Raw genomic sequence first — 16,713 nt, forward strand, 5'->3', positions numbered from 1 at the left:
GGTCAAACCCGCCGCTGGCCGCGTCCGCGACCACGTCCACGTCCACGTCCACGTAACGCGTCCTTGACCTTTTCGCCGGCGTCCTTCAAATCCGATCCGATCCGATCGCCGACACCGCGGTTTTCCAAGTCGCGGTCTCCGGTGGCGCGGCCAAGGGTTTCTTTGGTTCTGCCCTTCACGTTCTGCAACTTGTTTCTGGCCTTGTCGGTCAAACTCATAACGACTCCTTTGTCCGCTTCCCCGCATACCCGCGGCGGACGGTGGTCAACCGACGGCCAGCGCCAAACGCTGCCTGGCTAACGCACTGAGATGCGACGGCTACACCCAATACGGCACGCGCGCACGGTATTGGCGCATTGCAACGGCCGCCAGCACCCAACCGACGACTGTGAGCACCAGCACCACCACCCAGTGCCGCAGTTCTTGCTGGGCGCCCAGTAGCGGCGCGCGCACGATGTCCAAGTAGTGCAACAGCGGGTTGAGTTCGACGATCTTGCCCCACCGGCCGGCGCCCTGCTGCCGCAGCGTGTCGTCGTTCCAGATGATCGGCGTCATGAAGAACAGCAACTGCACGACGGAGAACAGCAGCGGGCCGATGTCGCGGTAGCGGGTGGCCAGAATGCCGAAGCACAGCGAGACCCACACGGCGTTGAGCACGATCAGCGCCAGCGCCGGGATCACGGTCAAATCGGCCCACGACCACGGTTTGGGGTAGATGATCGCGATGACGACGTAGATAACGATGTTGTGGGCGAACAGGATCACCTGCCGCCAGACCAGCCGGTAGACGTGCAAACTCAGCGGCGCCGGCAACTGTTTGATCAACCCCTCGTTGGCGACGAACACGTCGGCGCCTTCCATGATGGCGGCGTTGATCAGATTCCAGATGATCAACCCGAGCGTGACGTAGGGCAGGTGCACCGCCAACTCGAGGTGAAACAGCTTGGAGTACAGGCCGCCCATCGCGACGGCGGTGGTGCCCGTTGCGATCGTGATCCAGAACGGGCCGAGCACGCTGCGGCGGTACCGCTGCTTGATGTCCTGCCAGCCCAGGTGCAGCCATAGCTCGCGACGTCGGAAACCGTGGGTCAGATCGCGCCAGGCGCGGGAGAACGTCTTGGACTGGGCCGCGGCGTCAACAATCGTCATGCAGGCCCCCCGGGTCGGCCGAATTGTTCGCGACGTCCCAACCGCCGCAACCTGAACCACTCCGCCAGCCCGGCCGGGTCGCGGCGAGAAACCAGGAAGAACCAGCCGAACCGCAGCCATTCCTGGGGAAGCAGTCGACGCAGTCCCGGCTGCGAGAGCAGATAGCCGCGGTTGCGGTAGGTGAAGTACCGCTTGGCGGCGTCGTCGGGGTACTGGGTGTGCATCCGCCCGCCCAGGATCGGCTTGAACTCGGCGGATCCGCAGGGGTGCAGATACGACGTGGTCAGGCACGTCCCGAACGACAGGCCGGAGCGCACCAGCCGGCGGTGCATTTCGACCTCGTCGCCGCGGATGAACAAGCGCAGGTCGGGGACACCGATCGCGTCGAACGTCGAGGCGGCAAACAGCGCCCCGTTGAACAGCGACGCGATTCCCGGGAGCAGATCCTGGTGGGAGTCGGTGCGCAATTCGCTGACCAACCTGCGCCACACCAAGCCGCGCCGCAGCGGGAACGCCAACCGCTGCGGGTCGTCGGCATTGCACACCATCGGCGAGACTTCGGCCAGGCCGTACCGCTGCGCGCAGGCCAGCAGGGTGGTCAGCACCTCGGTGTCGGCCGGGTGGCCGTCGTCGTCGGCCAGCCACACCCAATCCGCGCCCAGCGATAAAGCCCGCAGAATGCCCAGCGCGAAACCCCCTGCCCCACCGAGGTTTCGGCGCGAACCAAGGTAGGTCGTGGGGATCGGCTGGCCGGTTACCATCTCCCGGACCCGGTCCTGGTTGCCGTTGTCGACCACAATCAAGTGGTCGGGCAGCCGGCTCTGGGTGGTCAGCACATCCAGCGACTTGGTCAGCTCGTCGGGGCGCCGATGGGTGACCACGACAGCACACACTGTGCTCATGCGCCGCTCCTCCTCATCCCGACACCCCCTCGCCGGCCGCGGTCTCGGCCAGCACCTCGCGCACATGTCGGGCGGCGTCCTCGCCCTCGTAGGCCCGTATGACGTCTTCGATGCCGCCGGTGAGCCGGATACTGCCGTGGTCAATCCACATCGCGGTCTTACACAGCCGGGCCAGAAACTCGTTGGAATGGCTGGCGAAAACCAGGATCCCCGACCGCTCCACCAGCCGCTGCAGCCGGGTCTGGGCCTTCTTCAGGAACTCGGCGTCCACCGCGCCGATACCCTCGTCGAGCAGCAGGATCTCCGGGTCGATACTGGTCACCACACCCATCGCCAGCCGCACCCGCATCCCGGTGGAATAGGTGCGCAACGGCATCGACAGGTAATCACCCAGTTCGGTGAACTCGGCGATCTCGTCGACCTTGGCCAGCATCTGGCGCCGGGTCTGGCCCAGGAAAAGGCCGCGGATGATGATGTTCTCGTAACCGGAAATCTCCGGGTCCATGCCGACGCCGAGATCGAAGACCGGCGCCACCCGGCCGGTGACCGAAGCCGAACCCCGCGTCGGCTCGTAGATCCCCGAAAGCAGCCGCAGCAGAGTCGATTTCCCGGCCCCGTTGTGACCGACCAGGCCGACCCGGTCGCCCAGGCTCAGCGACATGCTGATGTCCCGCAGCGCCTCGACGACGACCACGTTGGACGCGTTACGCCCGATCGTCCCGCCGGCCTTGCCGAGGAACGCCTTTTTCAACGAGCGCGATTTGGCGTCGAAGATGGGAAACTCCACCCACGCATCGCGCGTCTCGATCTGCGGTGTGCTCACCAGCGTCTGCTTACAGGTATTGCCCGGTGCCCGGACCGTGCCCGCCCGCGCGGCCGATACCGGGCGGCAGGGCGCCCTGACGCATCTGTTCGAGCTGGGCGCGTGCGGCCATCTGCTGGGCGAACAGCGCGGTCTGGATTCCGTGGAACAGCCCTTCCAGCCAGCCGACCAACTGGGCCTGGGCGATGCGCAGCTCGGCGTCGGAGGGGGTTTCGTTGCTGAACGGCAACGTCAATCGGTCGAGTTCGTCGCGCAGTTCGGGCGCCAGCCCCTCCTCGAGCTCGCGGATGCTGGTGGCGTGGATTTCGCGGAGCCGGCTGCGGCTGGCCTCGTCGAGCGGGGCCGCCCGGACCTCTTCGAGCAGCTGTTTGATCATGGTGCCGATCCGCATCACCTTGGCGGGCTGCTCGACGAGGTCGGTCAGCGAGCGGTCATCGGAGTCGTCATCGTCGCTTGCCCCGATCAGCCGCGGGTCGATGCCGCCGATGATCTCGATGTTGTCGTCATCATTCGAGGTACTCAATCCAGTCACCATCCTCATGTTCTAGGAGTCGTAGGGGCGCCGCGCCACTCGTAGATCCGGGCTTCGCCGTTGTCATAGATTTTCACCCACGACGTGGACTTCTCGAGTGACACTAGCCCGTCGGGCATTGCAAACCCCCTGACGATCGGCTTGCTGGTCAGGACGTAGCGGATATCGAGTACCCGAACTGCCTCGGCTACTCGCGGGTCGGTATCAGCATCATCGGCATAAGCCCAGAAGATGAAGCGGTTGTAGCCCGGGCCCTGCTGCACCGGGTAGTCGTAGTGCGTCCACAGCGGGTGCAAGCCGGCCACCGCATACATCCACGCCGTGCCGTCGGTGTTGCCGTTTCCGATCAGCGTGGTGCGCGCGCCGGGCAGCCGGGACAGGTATGCCATCGCCTCGAGGTCCCGCTGGTCGACCATCACCGAGTCGTACTTGTTACCGAACAAGAATCGATGCCGTGGAAAGTAGTGCCAGGCGCTGATCAGCGTGACGGCCAACAGCGCTATTGCGGTGGCTGCGCCCAGGGTCGGGGCGGATAGCTGCCGACCAGCTAGGCGTTTGGCCCGGCGCTGGGCGATGAGCGCGCGCAGCGCGCGAAGAGGGACAGCGCCACTTAGCACCGCCACCAGCAGCACAACCAGTGCCAGCAGTCCGATCGCGGCCATCGGTGTCAGCAGCAGCGTCGTCGCCGCCGCTATCCGGCGCGGGTCTTTGTAGAAGAACTCGCCGAACAAACCGGCGACCGCTCCCACCGGGCCACCCAATGGTGTTCCCGCGTCGACGTTCATCACGATCAGGAGCAACCACACCGCCAGCGGCCACCAGATCATCTTGATCAGCAGCACCAGCCCGCCGATGGCTGCCAAAACGGTCAGCGCGTACTGCACCGGGAAATCGTTGAGGTGGCGGGAATGCTGAAATACCGCGTCGAACAATCCCCGCTTTGTGCTCAGGTAGGTGAGAAAGGAATGCCCGGCGATGATGTCTTCCTGCTTTTTCACCACAAGGAATTGGGGCAACAGCACCAACCCGGTCGACACCGCGACGGCGGCCAGCGTCCCGACGTCGGAAAGGCGGCCACGCACCGGGTCACGAAGCGCCTCCAGCAACCACCACCCGGCAAGCAACAGGACGGCGACGATGCCGCCGGTGATGTGCACCGAAAAGACCCCAACCAACGCCAGCACTGCTAACGGAATCCGGTCGCGGTGCCGCAACGTGGAGGTGACCAGCACAAAAGCCGGTACCGCCAATCCGTAGGCCGTCAGGTTGGGCATCGCGGCGGTGTCGAACTCGATGTAGGGCACCGCGGTGAACGACGCCGACAGCACCGCCGCGGCAGCCGCTGCCCAGGCGGTGCGTTCCACGGTGGTATGTGCGCGCACCACCCGCCAGGTGAGCACCGCGGCGCTGACCGGGAACAGCCAGATGGCCGCCGCCAATGAGCTCAGCGTGTAGGCGGTGGTGGGGGCGGCGCCGGTCAGCTGGCAATCCACCGCAATCAGCGCGTGAAATGCCGACGGGTAGTAGAGCACGTCGTGGGTGCCCACGTTGCGAAGCTCGCCCATATGAGTCGAGGACGCCTGGCCGGTGTCGAGGATGAACCGGACGGTGTTGGCGTGCCAGACCGCGTCCCAGGTGCTGGGGATCGATTGCCAGTGGGGGATGCCGCGCAGCGCCGCGAACCAGATCAGCAGCGCTCCCAACAGCACTCCGACAGCCACCGTCCACGCGGGCCGGCCGGCGACCGACCGCGATTCGCCGGCTACGTCGCGGTAGCGGGCCAATCCCACCCGCAAACCGGCCGCCAGCACCGTCACCACCGCGAGCGCAGCCAGAGCTGTCCAAGCGTTCCAAGGGATTCCGACGGCACCGAAGGGAATGATGGCCAGCGCGACGACGCCGTAGGTCAGCGCCGGGCCAACCGCCAGGGCAATGGGCCAAGTTAGCTGAGCGCTGCGGGCGACGATTGCCCCCGGCACGATCAGCAAAAACAGTGCGATCAGCGTTCCGAACGTCAGCGCCACTGGACTAGTATGGCTGGCCGGGTGACCTGGCTCGGGACGGCGGGGACGCATCCGGGCGCCCCGCTACCGTCACGGTTTGCGGAATTTGCGGGATTCTTAAGGTGGCTGGCATGGCATACGACGTCGCCCGGGTGCGCGGACTACACCCGTCGCTGGGAGACGGGTGGGTGCACTTCGACGCGCCGGCGGGGATGCTGATCCCCGACTCGGTGGCCACCACGGTGTCGACCGCGTTCCGCGGATCGTTCCCCAGCGCCACCGGCCCGCATCCGTCGGCACAGCGCAGCGCCGCCGTGCTGGAAGCCGCGCGGGCTGCGGTGGCCGACCTGGTGGGCGCCGATCCGCGTGCGGTGGTGCTGGGTGCCGATCGTGCGGTTTTGCTGGCATCGTTGGCCGATGCGTCGTCCTCACGGGCGGGGCTGGGCTACGAGGTGATCGTCACCCGCCTGGACGACGAGGCGAATATCGCCCCGTGGCTGCGTGCAGCAAACCGATTCGGCGCCAAGGTGAAGTGGGCTGAGGTCGATATCGAGACCGGTGAGCTGCCGACCTGGCAGTGGGAGAGCCTGATCGGCAAATCGACGCGCTTGGTCGCTGTGACGTCGGCGTCGGGAACGCTGGGCACCGTCACGGATCTGCGTGCGGCAACCAAGTTGATCCATGACGTCGGCGGTCTGGTGGTCGTGGACCACTCCGCCGCGGCGCCCTACCGACTGATCGACCTCGACGAGATCGACGCCGACGTGTTGGCAGTGAACGCAGTCGGGTGGGGCGGTCCGCCGATCGGAGCGTTGGTATTTCGCGATGCCTCGCTGATCAATTCTTTTGGCTCGGTGTCGACGAACCCGCAGGCGGCCGGTCCGGCCCGGCTGGAAGTCGGCGTGCACCAATTCGGGCTGCTGGCCGGATTGGTCGCCAGCGTCGAGTACCTCGCGTCGCTCGACGAATCGGCGCGCGGAAGCAGACGCGAACGCCTCGCCGTTTCGATGGAATCCGCCGCGTCCTACATGAGCCGGATATTCGATTACCTGATGACCTCGTTGCGGTCGCTGCCCTTGGTGATGGTGATCGGTCGGCCCGAGGCGCGGATACCTGTCGTCAGCTTCGCCGTCCACGAGGTGCCGGCCGAGCGGGTGGTGCAACGGTTGGCCGACAACGGGATTCTGGCGATCTCCAATGCCAGCTCGCGGGTGCTCGACGTGATCGGTGTCAACGACGTGGGCGGCGCGGTCACAGTCGGTCTGGCGCATTACTCGACCATGGCGGAGGTCGACCAGTTGGTCCGCGCGCTGGCCTCGCTTGGCTAGCTGGCCGATTCGTCCAGCGTCAGCACGATCTTTCCGGTCACCCCGCCCGAGGTGAGCATTCGATGCGCCTCGGCGGCCTGCTGAATCGGCATCCGGGCACCGATGACCGGGCGAACGCGGCCGTCGGCAAACATCGGCCACACCGACTGCCGCACCGCGTCGACGACAGCGCTCTTGCCGCTGGGACCCGTCACCGGCCGTCCCCGCAACGCCGTCCCGATGACCTGCGCTCGTTTGCTGATCAACTTACCGATGTTGAGCTCACCCTTGACGCCGCCCTGCATACCAATGATGACCAGCTTGCCGTCGGCGGCCAGCGCGTCGATGTTGCGGTCCAGGTAGGCCGCGCCCATGATGTCCAGGATCACGTCCGCGCCGTCGCTGGCCTCTTTCACCCGCGCGACGAAGTCCTCGTCGCGATAGGCGATGGTGATCTCGGCGCCCAGTTCGCGGCAAAGTTTCAGCTTGGCGGGGGACCCGGCCGTGATCGCTACCCGGGCGCCCAACGCACGGGCGATTTGGATGGCGTGGCTGCCCACACCGCTGGCGCCGCCGTGGATCAGGATTAGCTGGCCTTCGGATAACTCGGCTGTCAGCACCAGGTTCGACCACACTGTGCATGCGACTTCGGGCAACCCGGCGGCATCGTGCAAGTCGATACCCTCCGGGATCGGCATGACCTGACCTGCGGGAACAGCGACATACTCGGCGTATCCGCCGCCGGCCAGCAAAGCGCAGACTTCTTGCCCGGCCGACCATTCGGCGACATCGTCGCCCGCCTCGGCGACGACACCGGACACCTCCATGCCGAGCAGTTCGCTGGCGCCCGGCGGCGCCGGGTAGCGACCGGCGGCCTGCAGCACATCGGCGCGGTTGACGCCGGCGGCGCTGACCTTGATCAGCACCTCGCCGCGGCCCGGCTTGGCGTCGGGCACTTGCTGCCACAGAAGTTGATCGGCGGATTCAGCGACGATGGCGTGCATTCCCGACACGCTACTACCTGGGAATTCCGGCTGTTCCAAAGACGATGTGTCGCATAGCATGACGGGATGGGCGGCCTCATCGCCGGCTGGACTGCCAGTGAGATGCCCGGGCTGGATATCGCCGAACAGAAGTCGTGGCAGAACTTCTTGGATGCCGCGCTGCGTTTGTATGCGACGCTCAACCGCCGGCTGGTCGACGTCCACCAGCTGTCCCTGATCGATGTCCGGGTGTTGGACTTGCTCTGCAGCGCGCCCGGCGGCTCCCTCCGGATGGGTGATCTGGCCGAGGCGCTGCCGGCCTTGCCGAGCCGGCTGACCCGGCAGATCGGTCGTCTCGAGTTGCAAGGGCTGGTGCGGCGGGAGGCCAGCCGCGACGACCGACGTGGCGTAGTGGCCACCATTACCGACGACGGCCGGGTGGTGGCGACGCAGGCCCTGGTCACCTATGCCGAAGATGTGCGCACCCATTTTCTCGGCCCATTGTCGCGGTCGCAGATCTCGGCGACGGGAGAGAACTGTCGTCGGATCGCCGCCGCGCTGAAGCTGTCGGGCAACCGGACCTAGGCTCCCGCTACCCTTATCGGCGGTGGCGTGGCAGAGCGGCCTAATGCACTCGCCTTGAAAGCGAGAGACGGCTAAAACCGTCCGGGGGTTCAAATCCCTCCGCCACCGCGTTTTTGTCAGAGGCGAGAACCGTCCTTCGTGAGGGACGGGATTTCGGCGGCGATGCGGTCCATCAGCGCGGTGTAGCGCTTGGGCGCAGCATCCCTGCCGGGTTTGCCACTGCTGATCAGCCCGGCCGCCAGCCCGCGCTCGGGGTCGGCCCAAATCGCGACGTTGACCAAACCCAAGTGCCCATAGGCCTGCGGCGCTTGGCGTCCGAACGGCCCGAACCTGTTGGAACCCAACATGAATCCGGTGCCCCAGCGAAGCGGAGCCAGTCCGGTTGCGAAATCCGGTCGTAGACGTCGGCATTCGCGCACCGCACCGCGCATCGTCTCGGGCTGCAGTACTCGCACACCGTCGAGTTCACCGCCACGCCGCCAGATTTCGGCGAACCGCGAAAGCTCATCAGCATTGGAGACCGTGTTCGACGACGGGACAACCGTCGTCAAGAACAGCGGTGTGTTGGTCAGCGGGATGATCTGGTGAACCGTACCGCCAATCGCCTTGCGGAAAGCCACCGCAATCGGGGCAGGCAGTTGTCTGCCAGTAGCGTGGCTGGGTGCGACCAGCGGGAGATCTTGTTCTGCGACACCGAAATTGGTCCAGCGGAAGCCCAATGGGTCGAGGATCTCGGTGGCCAGAATTTCGCGGATGTCCTTGCCGGTGGCGGCATAGACGATTTCACGCATCAGCGGTCCCCACGTCAGCGCGTGGTAGATGTGTACTCGCCCGGGCCGGTATAGGGGCCGTAGCTTGCCGAGCTGTTCCTGGGCGTACTCGTGGTCATCCGCCCGTTTAAGGTCCGGCCTCGGTCCCGTCGGGAACGGCACACCGGCGCTATGCGTCAGCACGTGCCGGATTGTGGTGCGGTCCTTGCCATGACTGGTGTAGGTCGGCAGGTATTCGCAGACCCGATCGTCGAGTGAGAACTTCCCACGTTCGGCCAACATGTGCACGACGGTCGCGGTGATGGCCTTGGCCGAGGAGTACGCGCAGAACGGGGTGTCGGTCGTGACCGGGATTTTCTCCGCGTCGGGCGGATCGGTCGGGGCATTGCCCCAGCCATGGCCGATCGCGCGGTTGAGCACGACGCGGCCGTTGTGGCGCAGGCACAGTTGGATGGCCGGGTGCATGCCGCCCTGGTACCAGTACCGGGCCGCCGCCCAAATCCGTTCGATGGCTTTCGGATCGATTTCGGAATGGTCCTCCTCGCCTACCGCGGTGACAGCGTCGAGGTCGGCGGGCACGCTGATTGCGCCGTCGGAATTACTCATCCCGCGAGGCTACGTGTTAGTGCGATGTGACCGCGTAGTGCGACCCCCGCCGAGTTATCCCCAGTTCGGTTTTTATCCACAGCCTGCGATTTTGGTAGGCCCAGCGTCGTACCCCGACGATATTATTCGAACATGTTGGCGAACAGTCGTGAGGAGATCGTCGAAGTCTTCGACGCGCTCAAGACCGACATCAAACGCGCCCTGGATCTGTCTTTTGACGTGTTGACCACCCCGGAGCGGTTGGCGTTGCTGGAGTGCTGCGAGACACTGCGCCGTCAGTTGCCGGCCGTGGAGCATCCGTTGATCAACCAGATCGGCGAACAGGCTGACGAGGCCGAGCTGGGCGGCAAACTGTCCTTTGCGCTGGCCGAGCGGCTGCGAATCACGCGCGGGGAAGCCTGCCGGCGTATCGGGGAGGCCGCCGATCTGGGGCCACGTCGGGCGATGACCGGTGAAGTCTTGGAGCCGGTGTTGACCGCCACGGCTGAGGCGCAGCGCGCCGGCACCATCGGGTCTGGGCATGTGGCGGTGATCCGCAACTTCTATCACCGGCTACCCGAGGCGGTAGACGTCGAGACGGCCCAGCACGCCGAAGCCCAGCTGGCTTGCCAAGGTGGGGAGTTTCGGCCGGATCACCTGGCCAAACTGGCCGACAGACTCACCGACTGCCTCAACCCCGATGGCGATTTCACCGACAACGACCGCGCCCGGCGGCGCACCCTGATCCTGGGCAAGCAAGACACCGATGGCATGTCGAAGATCACCGGGTATCTCACGCCCGAAGCCCGCGCCACCGTCGAGGCCTGGCTGGCGAAACTGGCCGCCCCCGGCATGTGCAACCCCGAGGACCCCACCCCCTGCATCAGTGGTACGCCGTCGCAGCAAGCCATCGAGACTGACACCCGCAGCGCCGGCCAGCGCAATCACGATGCGTTCAATGCCGCGGGGCGCGCGCTGTTGGCATCCGGCAATTTAGGGCAGCACAACGGCCTACCGGCGTCGATCATCGTGACCACCAGCCTGGCCGAGTTAGAGGCCGGCGCCGGTAAAGCGCTGACCGCCGGGGGCATACTGTTGCCGATGAGTGATGTGATCCGGATGGCTTCACACGCGCATCACTACTTGTGCATTTTCGACAAGGGCAAAGCGATCGGTCTTTATCACACCAAGCGGCTGGCCTCGCCCGGACAGCGAATTGTATTGCACGCCAAAGACCGTGGCTGCACGTTCCCCAACTGCACCGTGCCGGGGTATCTCACCGAAGCTCACCACTGCACCGACTACTCCCAGTGCCGCGAAACTGACGTCAACGATCTCACTCAGTGCTGCCGGCCGCACCACAAACTGGTCACCGAGGACGGCTGGACCACCCGCAAGCTCAAAAACGGCGACACCGAATGGATTCCACCACCGCATCTCGATCGCGGCCAACCCAGAACCAACACCTACCACCACCCCGAGAAGCTCTTACGCAAAGACGAAGACGCCTAGGCGATCACAGCGCTCAGTGCAACGTCGGTGCGTACCGCAGCACCGCGCCTATCCCGTCGGCCGGGGCGATGCGTTCGTCGGTGCGGACCAGCGCCGCCCCGATCGACACCGCGAGCAGCGGCAGCGCCTCGTCGGCCCGCACCGTTCGGGCCGGCGCGGCGCCCTGCTCGGAGAGCACGTCGGCGTTCGGTGCCACCGCCGTGAGGTCTTCGTCGGCGACGACCGTCGCCTCGCCGATGTCGCCGATGATCAAGGTTTCCACCGCACCCTGGCGGAGGGCCGAACACACCGGGCCGAGTCCTTCAGCGGCCAACCCGGATTGTCGGCCGATCTCGGCGCTGAAACGTTGTGCGGCTTCGTCGAGTACCGCCAACCGGCGTTTGAGCAGCTCCTCCTCGATGGCCTGCTGCACCTCGTCGAAGTCGTGGCCGCTGTGCCGGGCACCCACCTGCAGCGGCACCGCGAGCGCGCTGACCCGCGCGGGCAGCGCGGCCAGCAGATCAGAGCGGGACCGGACCTCGCCGACGACGAAGACGGCGTCGGCCGAGGCGTCGTCGGCCAGTTCGGCGATCCGGTCGGCCACCGCACGGACGTTCTTGCGGCCGGCTTCGTCGGTGCGCAGTTGCGGATCGCCGTAGCCGGCGGTTTCGGCGCCCGACGCCTTGTGCACCGGATGACCGCCGCCGTCGACAGTCTCCGAGCTCAGCGTGCCGTCGACGTGCACTGTGATGTCGGCGCCGGTGTGGTCGACGGCGACGAGCAGGTAATTGATGTCCTCGAAGCCCTGCTCGACGATCGGCACGATGTAGGGCAACTCGGACACGCGAACGACCGGCGCGGCGGTCGGGCGCAGCAGATGCTCGTTGAGCACGACACCGTCAGCACCGGCGACCACCGCGCGGCCGCTATGCCCGACTGGGGCGCGCAAATCCATGACGGCGCGTTCGATCCCAGCGGTCAGCGCGTCGTCGATGCCCTGTTCGACAAGCTGGTCGCGCAGTCCTCGCCACTTGAGGTCAAGCTGGGTGGCGGCATCTTCAGTGTCGTGCGAGTCCTCGAAATAGACCGATGCGAACGGGCCGCGGGTGGTCAGTAACTGGCGGAAGCGTTCGGAATCCATGCCCGGTTGGGTTGCCCGCCTACTGGGCGGACAAACGCCGCCTCAGGCGCGGTCGCCTTCGGTGTCGTCGAAAAACCGCCAGTCGCCATCGATGTTGACTTCCATCCGCCAGCCGAGTTCGGTGTTATCGGCTTTGGCGTCGACGAACCACGCGTGCGCGTCGTCGGCGCTGGCGATGTCCTTGGTCGCGACGACGTCGCCCTTCGGGTTGAGCACTCGGTAGGTAGACATAGCCCCAGGGTTCCCAACCCCGGCCGCGCCGAACCGTCCTACTCGCCGGTGAACTGTGGCGCGCGTTTGGCAAACGTTGCCGAGATACCCTCCGACAGGTCTTTGGACGGCAAGAACGCCGAGTTCCACGCAGCTACATAGCGCAGGCTCGCGGACACCATCGAAATACGTTGCTGGTCAAGGACATCCTTGATGCCGTGCACTGTCAACGGCGGGTTGGCAGCGATCTCGGCGGCGGTGGCGTGCGCGGCGGACAGCGCAGCGTCGGCGTCGGCGAACACATCGTTGACCAAACCGATCTTCTCGGCACGCGCGGCGTCGATGTCCTTGCCCGTCAGTGCCAGTTCCCGCAAGTGGCCGTCGCTCAAGATGAGCGGCAGCCGAGCCAGGCTGCCGACGTCGGCGACCATTGCGAGTTTCACCTCGCGGACGGAGAACTTGGCATCAGCGCTGGCATAGCGGATATCCACCGCCGAGATCAGGTCGACGCCGCCGCCGATGCACCAACCGTGCACTGACGCGATCGTCGGGGTGCGGCAGTCGGCGACGGCGCTGATGGCCTGCTGCATGCGCAGCACCTCGGCGTGGAAGTCAGCGCGCGGGCGCGCCGATGCGCTCTCGGCCAGCACCGAGCCGATCGACCCACCCATCGCCTTGATGTCCAGGCCGTAGCTGAAGTTAGGGCCCGACCCGGTCAGGACGATGGCCCGCACTTCGCGGTCGGCGTCCAGTGCCGCGAACACTGCGGGCATCTCCGACCAGAACGCCGGCCCCATCGCGTTGCCTTTGCCCGGTCCGATCAGCGTGACCTGCGCGACGCGATCTTTGATCTCGACAGTGACGGATTCGTACGGCTCACCCATGGCCAGACCGTACCGTGGAGGTCATGTCCTCTGACCTGCGGCCCGGCCCTGACTCACCGCCCACCGACGAACTGGCCAGCGCTGAAGCCACGTTGGGCGTGCTTCAACATGTGCTGCATCCGATCGCGCGCGACGACTTGTCCAAGCCAACGCCGTGCTCGGAATACGACGTGGCGCAGCTGACCGACCATCTGCTGAACTCCATCACCGTGATCGGCGGTGCGGTGGGCGCACAGTTTCCCGACCGCGACGCCGGCGACTCGGTGGAACGGCAGGTCGTCGGCGCGGCGCGGCCCGCGCTGGACGCGTGGCACCGCCGGGGTCTGGATGGCACGGTGACCATCGGGCCGAACGAGCTGCCCGCCGCGGCCGCCGCCGGCATCCTGTCGCTCGAATTCCTGGTGCACGCGTGGGATTACGCCGCCGCGACCGGACATGAGGTGGACGTCACGGAGTCGGTGGCCGAATACGTGTTACGGCTGATACGCAAGAATCTGACACCACAGGCGCGCTCGATAGTGGGGTTCGACGACCCCGTCGACGTGGCCGACAACGCACCGGCGCTGGACCGTCTGGTCGCCTTCACCGGTCGCCACCCCCGGCCTTAGACCCGCTCCAAATAGAAGTAGAAGTAGCGGCCGTCATCGACCACGCCCTTGCCGTTCATGATGCCCATCACCGCGGTGTCGTCGATCCGCTTGAAGTGATCGTGCACGGGTTGGCCGTCGTAGACCATGCTGGCGGTGACCTCGCCACGAAACTCTTCCAGCCACAGGCTGGCCTCGCCTTTGCCCATCTTGACGTTGGAGAACTTGTTGCCGTCGTCATCGAGACACACCAGCGGCTGCACGTCGGTGGCCGAGTTGAAGGACTTGCCGAACCAGCGGGCCTTCTCCAGCTGCCCGTTCATGCGGTGGCCGGTGACGAACTCGCCGCCTTTCCATTCGCCGAGCATGTCGTCGATGCGGGCAGGCTTCAGACTCGCCCAGTAGTCGTCGAGTTCGGCGTCGTCGATGGTGCCGGTGCGCTCGGTGAACTCGGTGAACTTCTTGCGGGCCAGCTCGTCGCTCATGAAATCCATCCTTTCGCGAACTTCAGTAACGCGTCATTCTCCTCTGGCGCGCCGATGGTGATCCGCACACCGTCGTTGGCGAAGGGCCGCACCACGATCTTGGCCTCGGCGGCTTGCTCCACGAACTCCGGCGTGCGCTCAGCCAGCGGCAACCACACGAAGTTGGCCTGCGACGGCGGCAGGGTAAAACCGGCGGCGCGCAGCGCGCCAGAAACCCGCTCCCGTTCGGCCACCACCGCATCGGTGCGGGCCAGCAACTCGTCGGCAGCGTCCAGCGAGGCGATCGCTGCTGCCTGCGAGACGTTGGTGGTGGTGAACGGCACCACCACCTTGTCCAGGGCGGTAATCACCTCGGGGTCTCCCACCGCGTAGCCCACCCGCAGCCCGGCCAGCCCGTAGGCCTTCGAAAACGTACGCAGCACAACGACATTGCTGTAGCTGCGGACCAGCTGAAGGCTGTCGGGCAGCTTGCCGTCGCGGATGTATTCGACGTAAGCCTCATCGATGGCGATCACGATGTCCGACGGCACCGCCTCGACGAACCGGGCCAGTGCATCCGGGTCGACCACCGTGGACGTCGGGTTGTTCGGATTGCAGACGAAGATCAGCCGGGTGCGGTCGGTGACGGCGGCCAACATGGCGTACAGATCGAATGTCTCGTCCCGCAGCGGAACTTCGACCGGAATCGCGCCGGCCACCCGGACCTGCAGCGGGTACATCCCGAAACTGCGCCACCCGTAGAGCACCTCGTCGCCGACCGACGCGGTGGCCTGGACGAGCCGTTGGCACAGTGCCACCGAACCGCAGCCGACGGCGATGTGTTCCGGGCTGAAGCCGCAGTCCAGATGCTGCGACAGCCGCAACCGCAGCTCGACGTTGTGGTTGTCGGGATAGCGGTTGACGTCCTCGACGGCCTGCGCGATGACGGCCCGCACACTGGGCAGCGGCCCGTGCACCGTCTCGTTGCTGGCCAGCTTGATCGTGCCCGGGATCGTCTTACCCTCGACGTAAGCCGCCACCTCGGCCAGCTCAGGACGCAGGCGGGCAGGCATTTAGACAGCATATGTGGGGGCTGTGTACGCTGTGCTCCGCGGCGGTTCCGGGACCCCGACCGGTGTCCGGTACCCTCAGAAATCCAAGGAGGCGTGCCAGAGCGGCCGAATGGGACTCACTGCTAATGAGTTGTCCTCTTACCGGGGACCGGAGGTTCAAATCCTCTCGCCTCCGCCAACGAGGCGATCGCGAGCGCGGCGTAAGCCGGGCGAAGCGGGTCGCCGCAAAGGTACGACAACAAGTGAACACAGGCGCCCGTAGCTCAACGGATAGAGCATCTGACTACGGATCAGAAGGTTGGGAGTTCGAATCTCTTCGGGCGCGCTTTCGCGAAACGTCGAAGCCTTTTTTCGACCGGTTTCACGGCGCCTTGCTTCATCGTTGACCGATGTTTGACGACAGTGGTCTGCGCCGTTCCGACACAGTCGTACCCGTAACCGAGGAGATCATCATCGGCCAACTCGACGGCAAGACAGCTCTAGTGACGGGCGCAACCTCCGGGATCGGTCTGGCCACAGCACGCGCCATGGCAGCCGAGGGCGCCCACGTCTTCATCACCGGCCGCAACCAGCAGGCAATCGACGACGCGGTCAGCGTGATCGGCGACTCGGCGACTGGAATACGTAGCGACGTCACCAAACAAGGCGATCGCGATGCCCTTTCCGAAGCGATCAAGGCTCGCGGCAATGGCCTCGACGTGGTGTTCACCAACGCCGGTGGTGGCGAGTATGCCCAGCTGGGAGAGATCACTGCCCAGCACCTGGCCGACACCTTCGACCGCAACGTCGGGGGCACGCTCTTTACCGTCCAGACCGTGCTTCCGCTGCTGAATCCGGGAGCATCGATCGTGTTGGCAAGCTCGACCACTGCCTACAACGGAACACCTTCATTCAGCGTCTACGCGGCATCCAAAGCCGCAGTCCGCTCCTTCGGCCGCACATGGGCAGCCGAACTCGTCGACCGCAACATCCGGGTTAACACCATCGTTCCCGGCCCTGTCGAAACACGTGGCCTTACAGAGTTGGCGCAGCCCGACCAACAGCAGGCCCTGCTCGATGGGCAGGCAGCCATTGTGCCGATGAAGCGGGTGGGCCAGCCCGAGGAGATCGCGGCGGCGGTGGTGTTTCTCGCCTCGGATGCCAGCAGTTTCATGACCGGAAGCGAGCTGTTCGTCGATGGTGGCGCCGAACAGTTGTAGCCCGTCGGGCGCGCTTATTACCCGT

Annotated in this window: 18 protein-coding genes and 3 tRNA genes; 8 read left to right on the forward strand and 13 right to left on the reverse strand. The window is 65.7% G+C overall.

The window, feature by feature from the left end; genetic code table 11:
• Window positions 1-2 precede the first annotated feature (2 nt).
• The 6 genes from AC5Y49_RS18285 to AC5Y49_RS18310 form a co-directional block, all read right to left on the reverse strand.
• Window positions 3-218, reverse strand: coding sequence for a CsbD family protein (locus tag AC5Y49_RS18285; RefSeq protein ID WP_499889520.1), 216 nt, complete (start codon window positions 216-218; stop codon window positions 3-5).
• Between the two features lie 100 nt (window positions 219-318).
• Window positions 319-1,149: a galactan export ABC transporter permease subunit Wzm/RfbD gene (gene wzm, locus AC5Y49_RS18290; protein ID WP_499889521.1), complete on the reverse strand. Its 831-nt coding sequence runs from the start codon at window positions 1,147-1,149 to the stop codon at window positions 319-321.
• Window positions 1,146-2,051, reverse strand: coding sequence for a galactofuranosyltransferase GlfT1 (gene glfT1 / locus AC5Y49_RS18295; RefSeq protein WP_499889523.1), 906 nt, complete (start codon window positions 2,049-2,051; stop codon window positions 1,146-1,148). Before glfT1 ends, wzm begins: the two co-directional genes overlap by 4 nt.
• Before the next feature lie 13 nt (window positions 2,052-2,064).
• The gene (wzt, locus tag AC5Y49_RS18300; RefSeq protein ID WP_499889562.1) at window positions 2,065-2,877 is read right to left on the reverse strand and encodes a galactan export ABC transporter ATP-binding subunit Wzt/RfbE; all 813 of its coding nucleotides are present in this window, start codon (window positions 2,875-2,877) and stop codon (window positions 2,065-2,067) included.
• 7 nt (window positions 2,878-2,884) lie between these two features.
• The gene (locus AC5Y49_RS18305; protein WP_499889525.1) at window positions 2,885-3,415 is read right to left on the reverse strand and encodes a bacterial proteasome activator family protein; all 531 of its coding nucleotides are present in this window, start codon (window positions 3,413-3,415) and stop codon (window positions 2,885-2,887) included.
• Window positions 3,412-5,430 carry a DUF6541 family protein gene (locus tag AC5Y49_RS18310; RefSeq protein ID WP_499889527.1) on the reverse strand — a complete coding sequence of 673 codons (2,019 nt, stop codon included), beginning with the start codon at window positions 5,428-5,430 and terminating at the stop codon, window positions 3,412-3,414. Before AC5Y49_RS18310 ends, AC5Y49_RS18305 begins: the two co-directional genes overlap by 4 nt.
• A 110-nt stretch (window positions 5,431-5,540) precedes the next feature.
• Between AC5Y49_RS18310 and AC5Y49_RS18315 the strand changes: the two genes are divergently transcribed.
• Entirely contained in the window at window positions 5,541-6,737 is a 1,197-nt protein-coding gene (locus AC5Y49_RS18315) for a cysteine desulfurase-like protein (protein WP_499889529.1), read from the forward strand.
• Here the strand turns inward: AC5Y49_RS18315 and AC5Y49_RS18320 are convergent.
• Window positions 6,734-7,720, reverse strand: coding sequence for an NAD(P)H-quinone oxidoreductase (locus AC5Y49_RS18320; protein ID WP_499889531.1), 987 nt, complete (start codon window positions 7,718-7,720; stop codon window positions 6,734-6,736). The genes AC5Y49_RS18315 and AC5Y49_RS18320 overlap by 4 nt on opposite strands.
• A gap of 66 nt (window positions 7,721-7,786) precedes the next feature.
• Here AC5Y49_RS18320 and AC5Y49_RS18325 point away from each other — a divergent pair, with 66 nt between their 5' ends.
• The gene (locus AC5Y49_RS18325) at window positions 7,787-8,284 is read left to right on the forward strand and encodes a MarR family winged helix-turn-helix transcriptional regulator (protein ID WP_499889532.1); all 498 of its coding nucleotides are present in this window, start codon (window positions 7,787-7,789) and stop codon (window positions 8,282-8,284) included.
• A 21-nt stretch (window positions 8,285-8,305) separates the two neighbouring features.
• Window positions 8,306-8,392 (forward strand) — tRNA-Ser (locus AC5Y49_RS18330).
• An 8-nt stretch (window positions 8,393-8,400) separates the two neighbouring features.
• On the opposite strand, the gene lipE is transcribed toward AC5Y49_RS18330, so the two are convergent.
• The gene (gene lipE / locus AC5Y49_RS18335; protein ID WP_499889533.1) at window positions 8,401-9,660 is read right to left on the reverse strand and encodes a lipase LipE; all 1,260 of its coding nucleotides are present in this window, start codon (window positions 9,658-9,660) and stop codon (window positions 8,401-8,403) included.
• Between the two features lie 132 nt (window positions 9,661-9,792).
• On the opposite strand from lipE, the gene AC5Y49_RS18340 reads away from it, so the two are divergent.
• Complete coding sequence (locus AC5Y49_RS18340; RefSeq protein ID WP_499889535.1) at window positions 9,793-11,151, forward strand: HNH endonuclease signature motif containing protein; 1,359 nt, start codon at window positions 9,793-9,795, stop codon at window positions 11,149-11,151.
• Window positions 11,152-11,164: 13 nt separating this feature from the next.
• On the opposite strand, the gene AC5Y49_RS18345 is transcribed toward AC5Y49_RS18340, so the two are convergent.
• From AC5Y49_RS18345 to AC5Y49_RS18355, 3 genes are read right to left on the reverse strand one after another with little or no spacing between them, the layout of a single operon-like run.
• Complete coding sequence (locus tag AC5Y49_RS18345) at window positions 11,165-12,271, reverse strand: Rv2629 family ribosome hibernation factor (RefSeq protein ID WP_499889538.1); 1,107 nt, start codon at window positions 12,269-12,271, stop codon at window positions 11,165-11,167.
• Between the two features lie 42 nt (window positions 12,272-12,313).
• Window positions 12,314-12,502: a hypothetical protein gene (locus AC5Y49_RS18350; protein WP_499889540.1), complete on the reverse strand. Its 189-nt coding sequence runs from the start codon at window positions 12,500-12,502 to the stop codon at window positions 12,314-12,316.
• A 38-nt stretch (window positions 12,503-12,540) separates the two neighbouring features.
• The gene (locus AC5Y49_RS18355) at window positions 12,541-13,365 is read right to left on the reverse strand and encodes a crotonase/enoyl-CoA hydratase family protein (RefSeq protein WP_499889542.1); all 825 of its coding nucleotides are present in this window, start codon (window positions 13,363-13,365) and stop codon (window positions 12,541-12,543) included.
• Between the two features lie 23 nt (window positions 13,366-13,388).
• Between AC5Y49_RS18355 and AC5Y49_RS18360 the strand changes: the two genes are divergently transcribed.
• On the forward strand, window positions 13,389-13,973 hold the full coding sequence (locus tag AC5Y49_RS18360) for a TIGR03086 family metal-binding protein (protein WP_499889544.1): 585 nt from the start codon (window positions 13,389-13,391) through the stop codon (window positions 13,971-13,973).
• On the opposite strand, the gene AC5Y49_RS18365 is transcribed toward AC5Y49_RS18360, so the two are convergent.
• Complete coding sequence (locus AC5Y49_RS18365) at window positions 13,970-14,437, reverse strand: DUF4334 domain-containing protein (RefSeq protein WP_499889545.1); 468 nt, start codon at window positions 14,435-14,437, stop codon at window positions 13,970-13,972. The genes AC5Y49_RS18360 and AC5Y49_RS18365 overlap by 4 nt on opposite strands.
• Window positions 14,434-15,489: a histidinol-phosphate transaminase gene (gene hisC / locus AC5Y49_RS18370; RefSeq protein ID WP_499889547.1), complete on the reverse strand. Its 1,056-nt coding sequence runs from the start codon at window positions 15,487-15,489 to the stop codon at window positions 14,434-14,436. Before hisC ends, AC5Y49_RS18365 begins: the two co-directional genes overlap by 4 nt.
• Window positions 15,490-15,576: 87 nt before the next feature.
• Here hisC and AC5Y49_RS18375 point away from each other — a divergent pair.
• The 3 genes from AC5Y49_RS18375 to AC5Y49_RS18385 all read left to right on the forward strand — a co-directional run bounded on the left by AC5Y49_RS18375 (window position 15,577) and on the right by AC5Y49_RS18385 (window position 16,688).
• A tRNA-Ser gene (locus AC5Y49_RS18375) sits at window positions 15,577-15,667 on the forward strand.
• Between the two features lie 74 nt (window positions 15,668-15,741).
• Window positions 15,742-15,814: transfer RNA gene (locus AC5Y49_RS18380), tRNA-Arg, on the forward strand.
• Between the two features lie 127 nt (window positions 15,815-15,941).
• Window positions 15,942-16,688 (forward strand): SDR family oxidoreductase, encoded by a 747-nt coding sequence (locus AC5Y49_RS18385; protein WP_499889563.1) that lies wholly within the window; start codon window positions 15,942-15,944, stop codon window positions 16,686-16,688.
• Window positions 16,689-16,713: the final 25 nt, after the last annotated feature.

It is taken from the genome of Mycobacterium sp. NGS62, assembly GCF_059812285.1.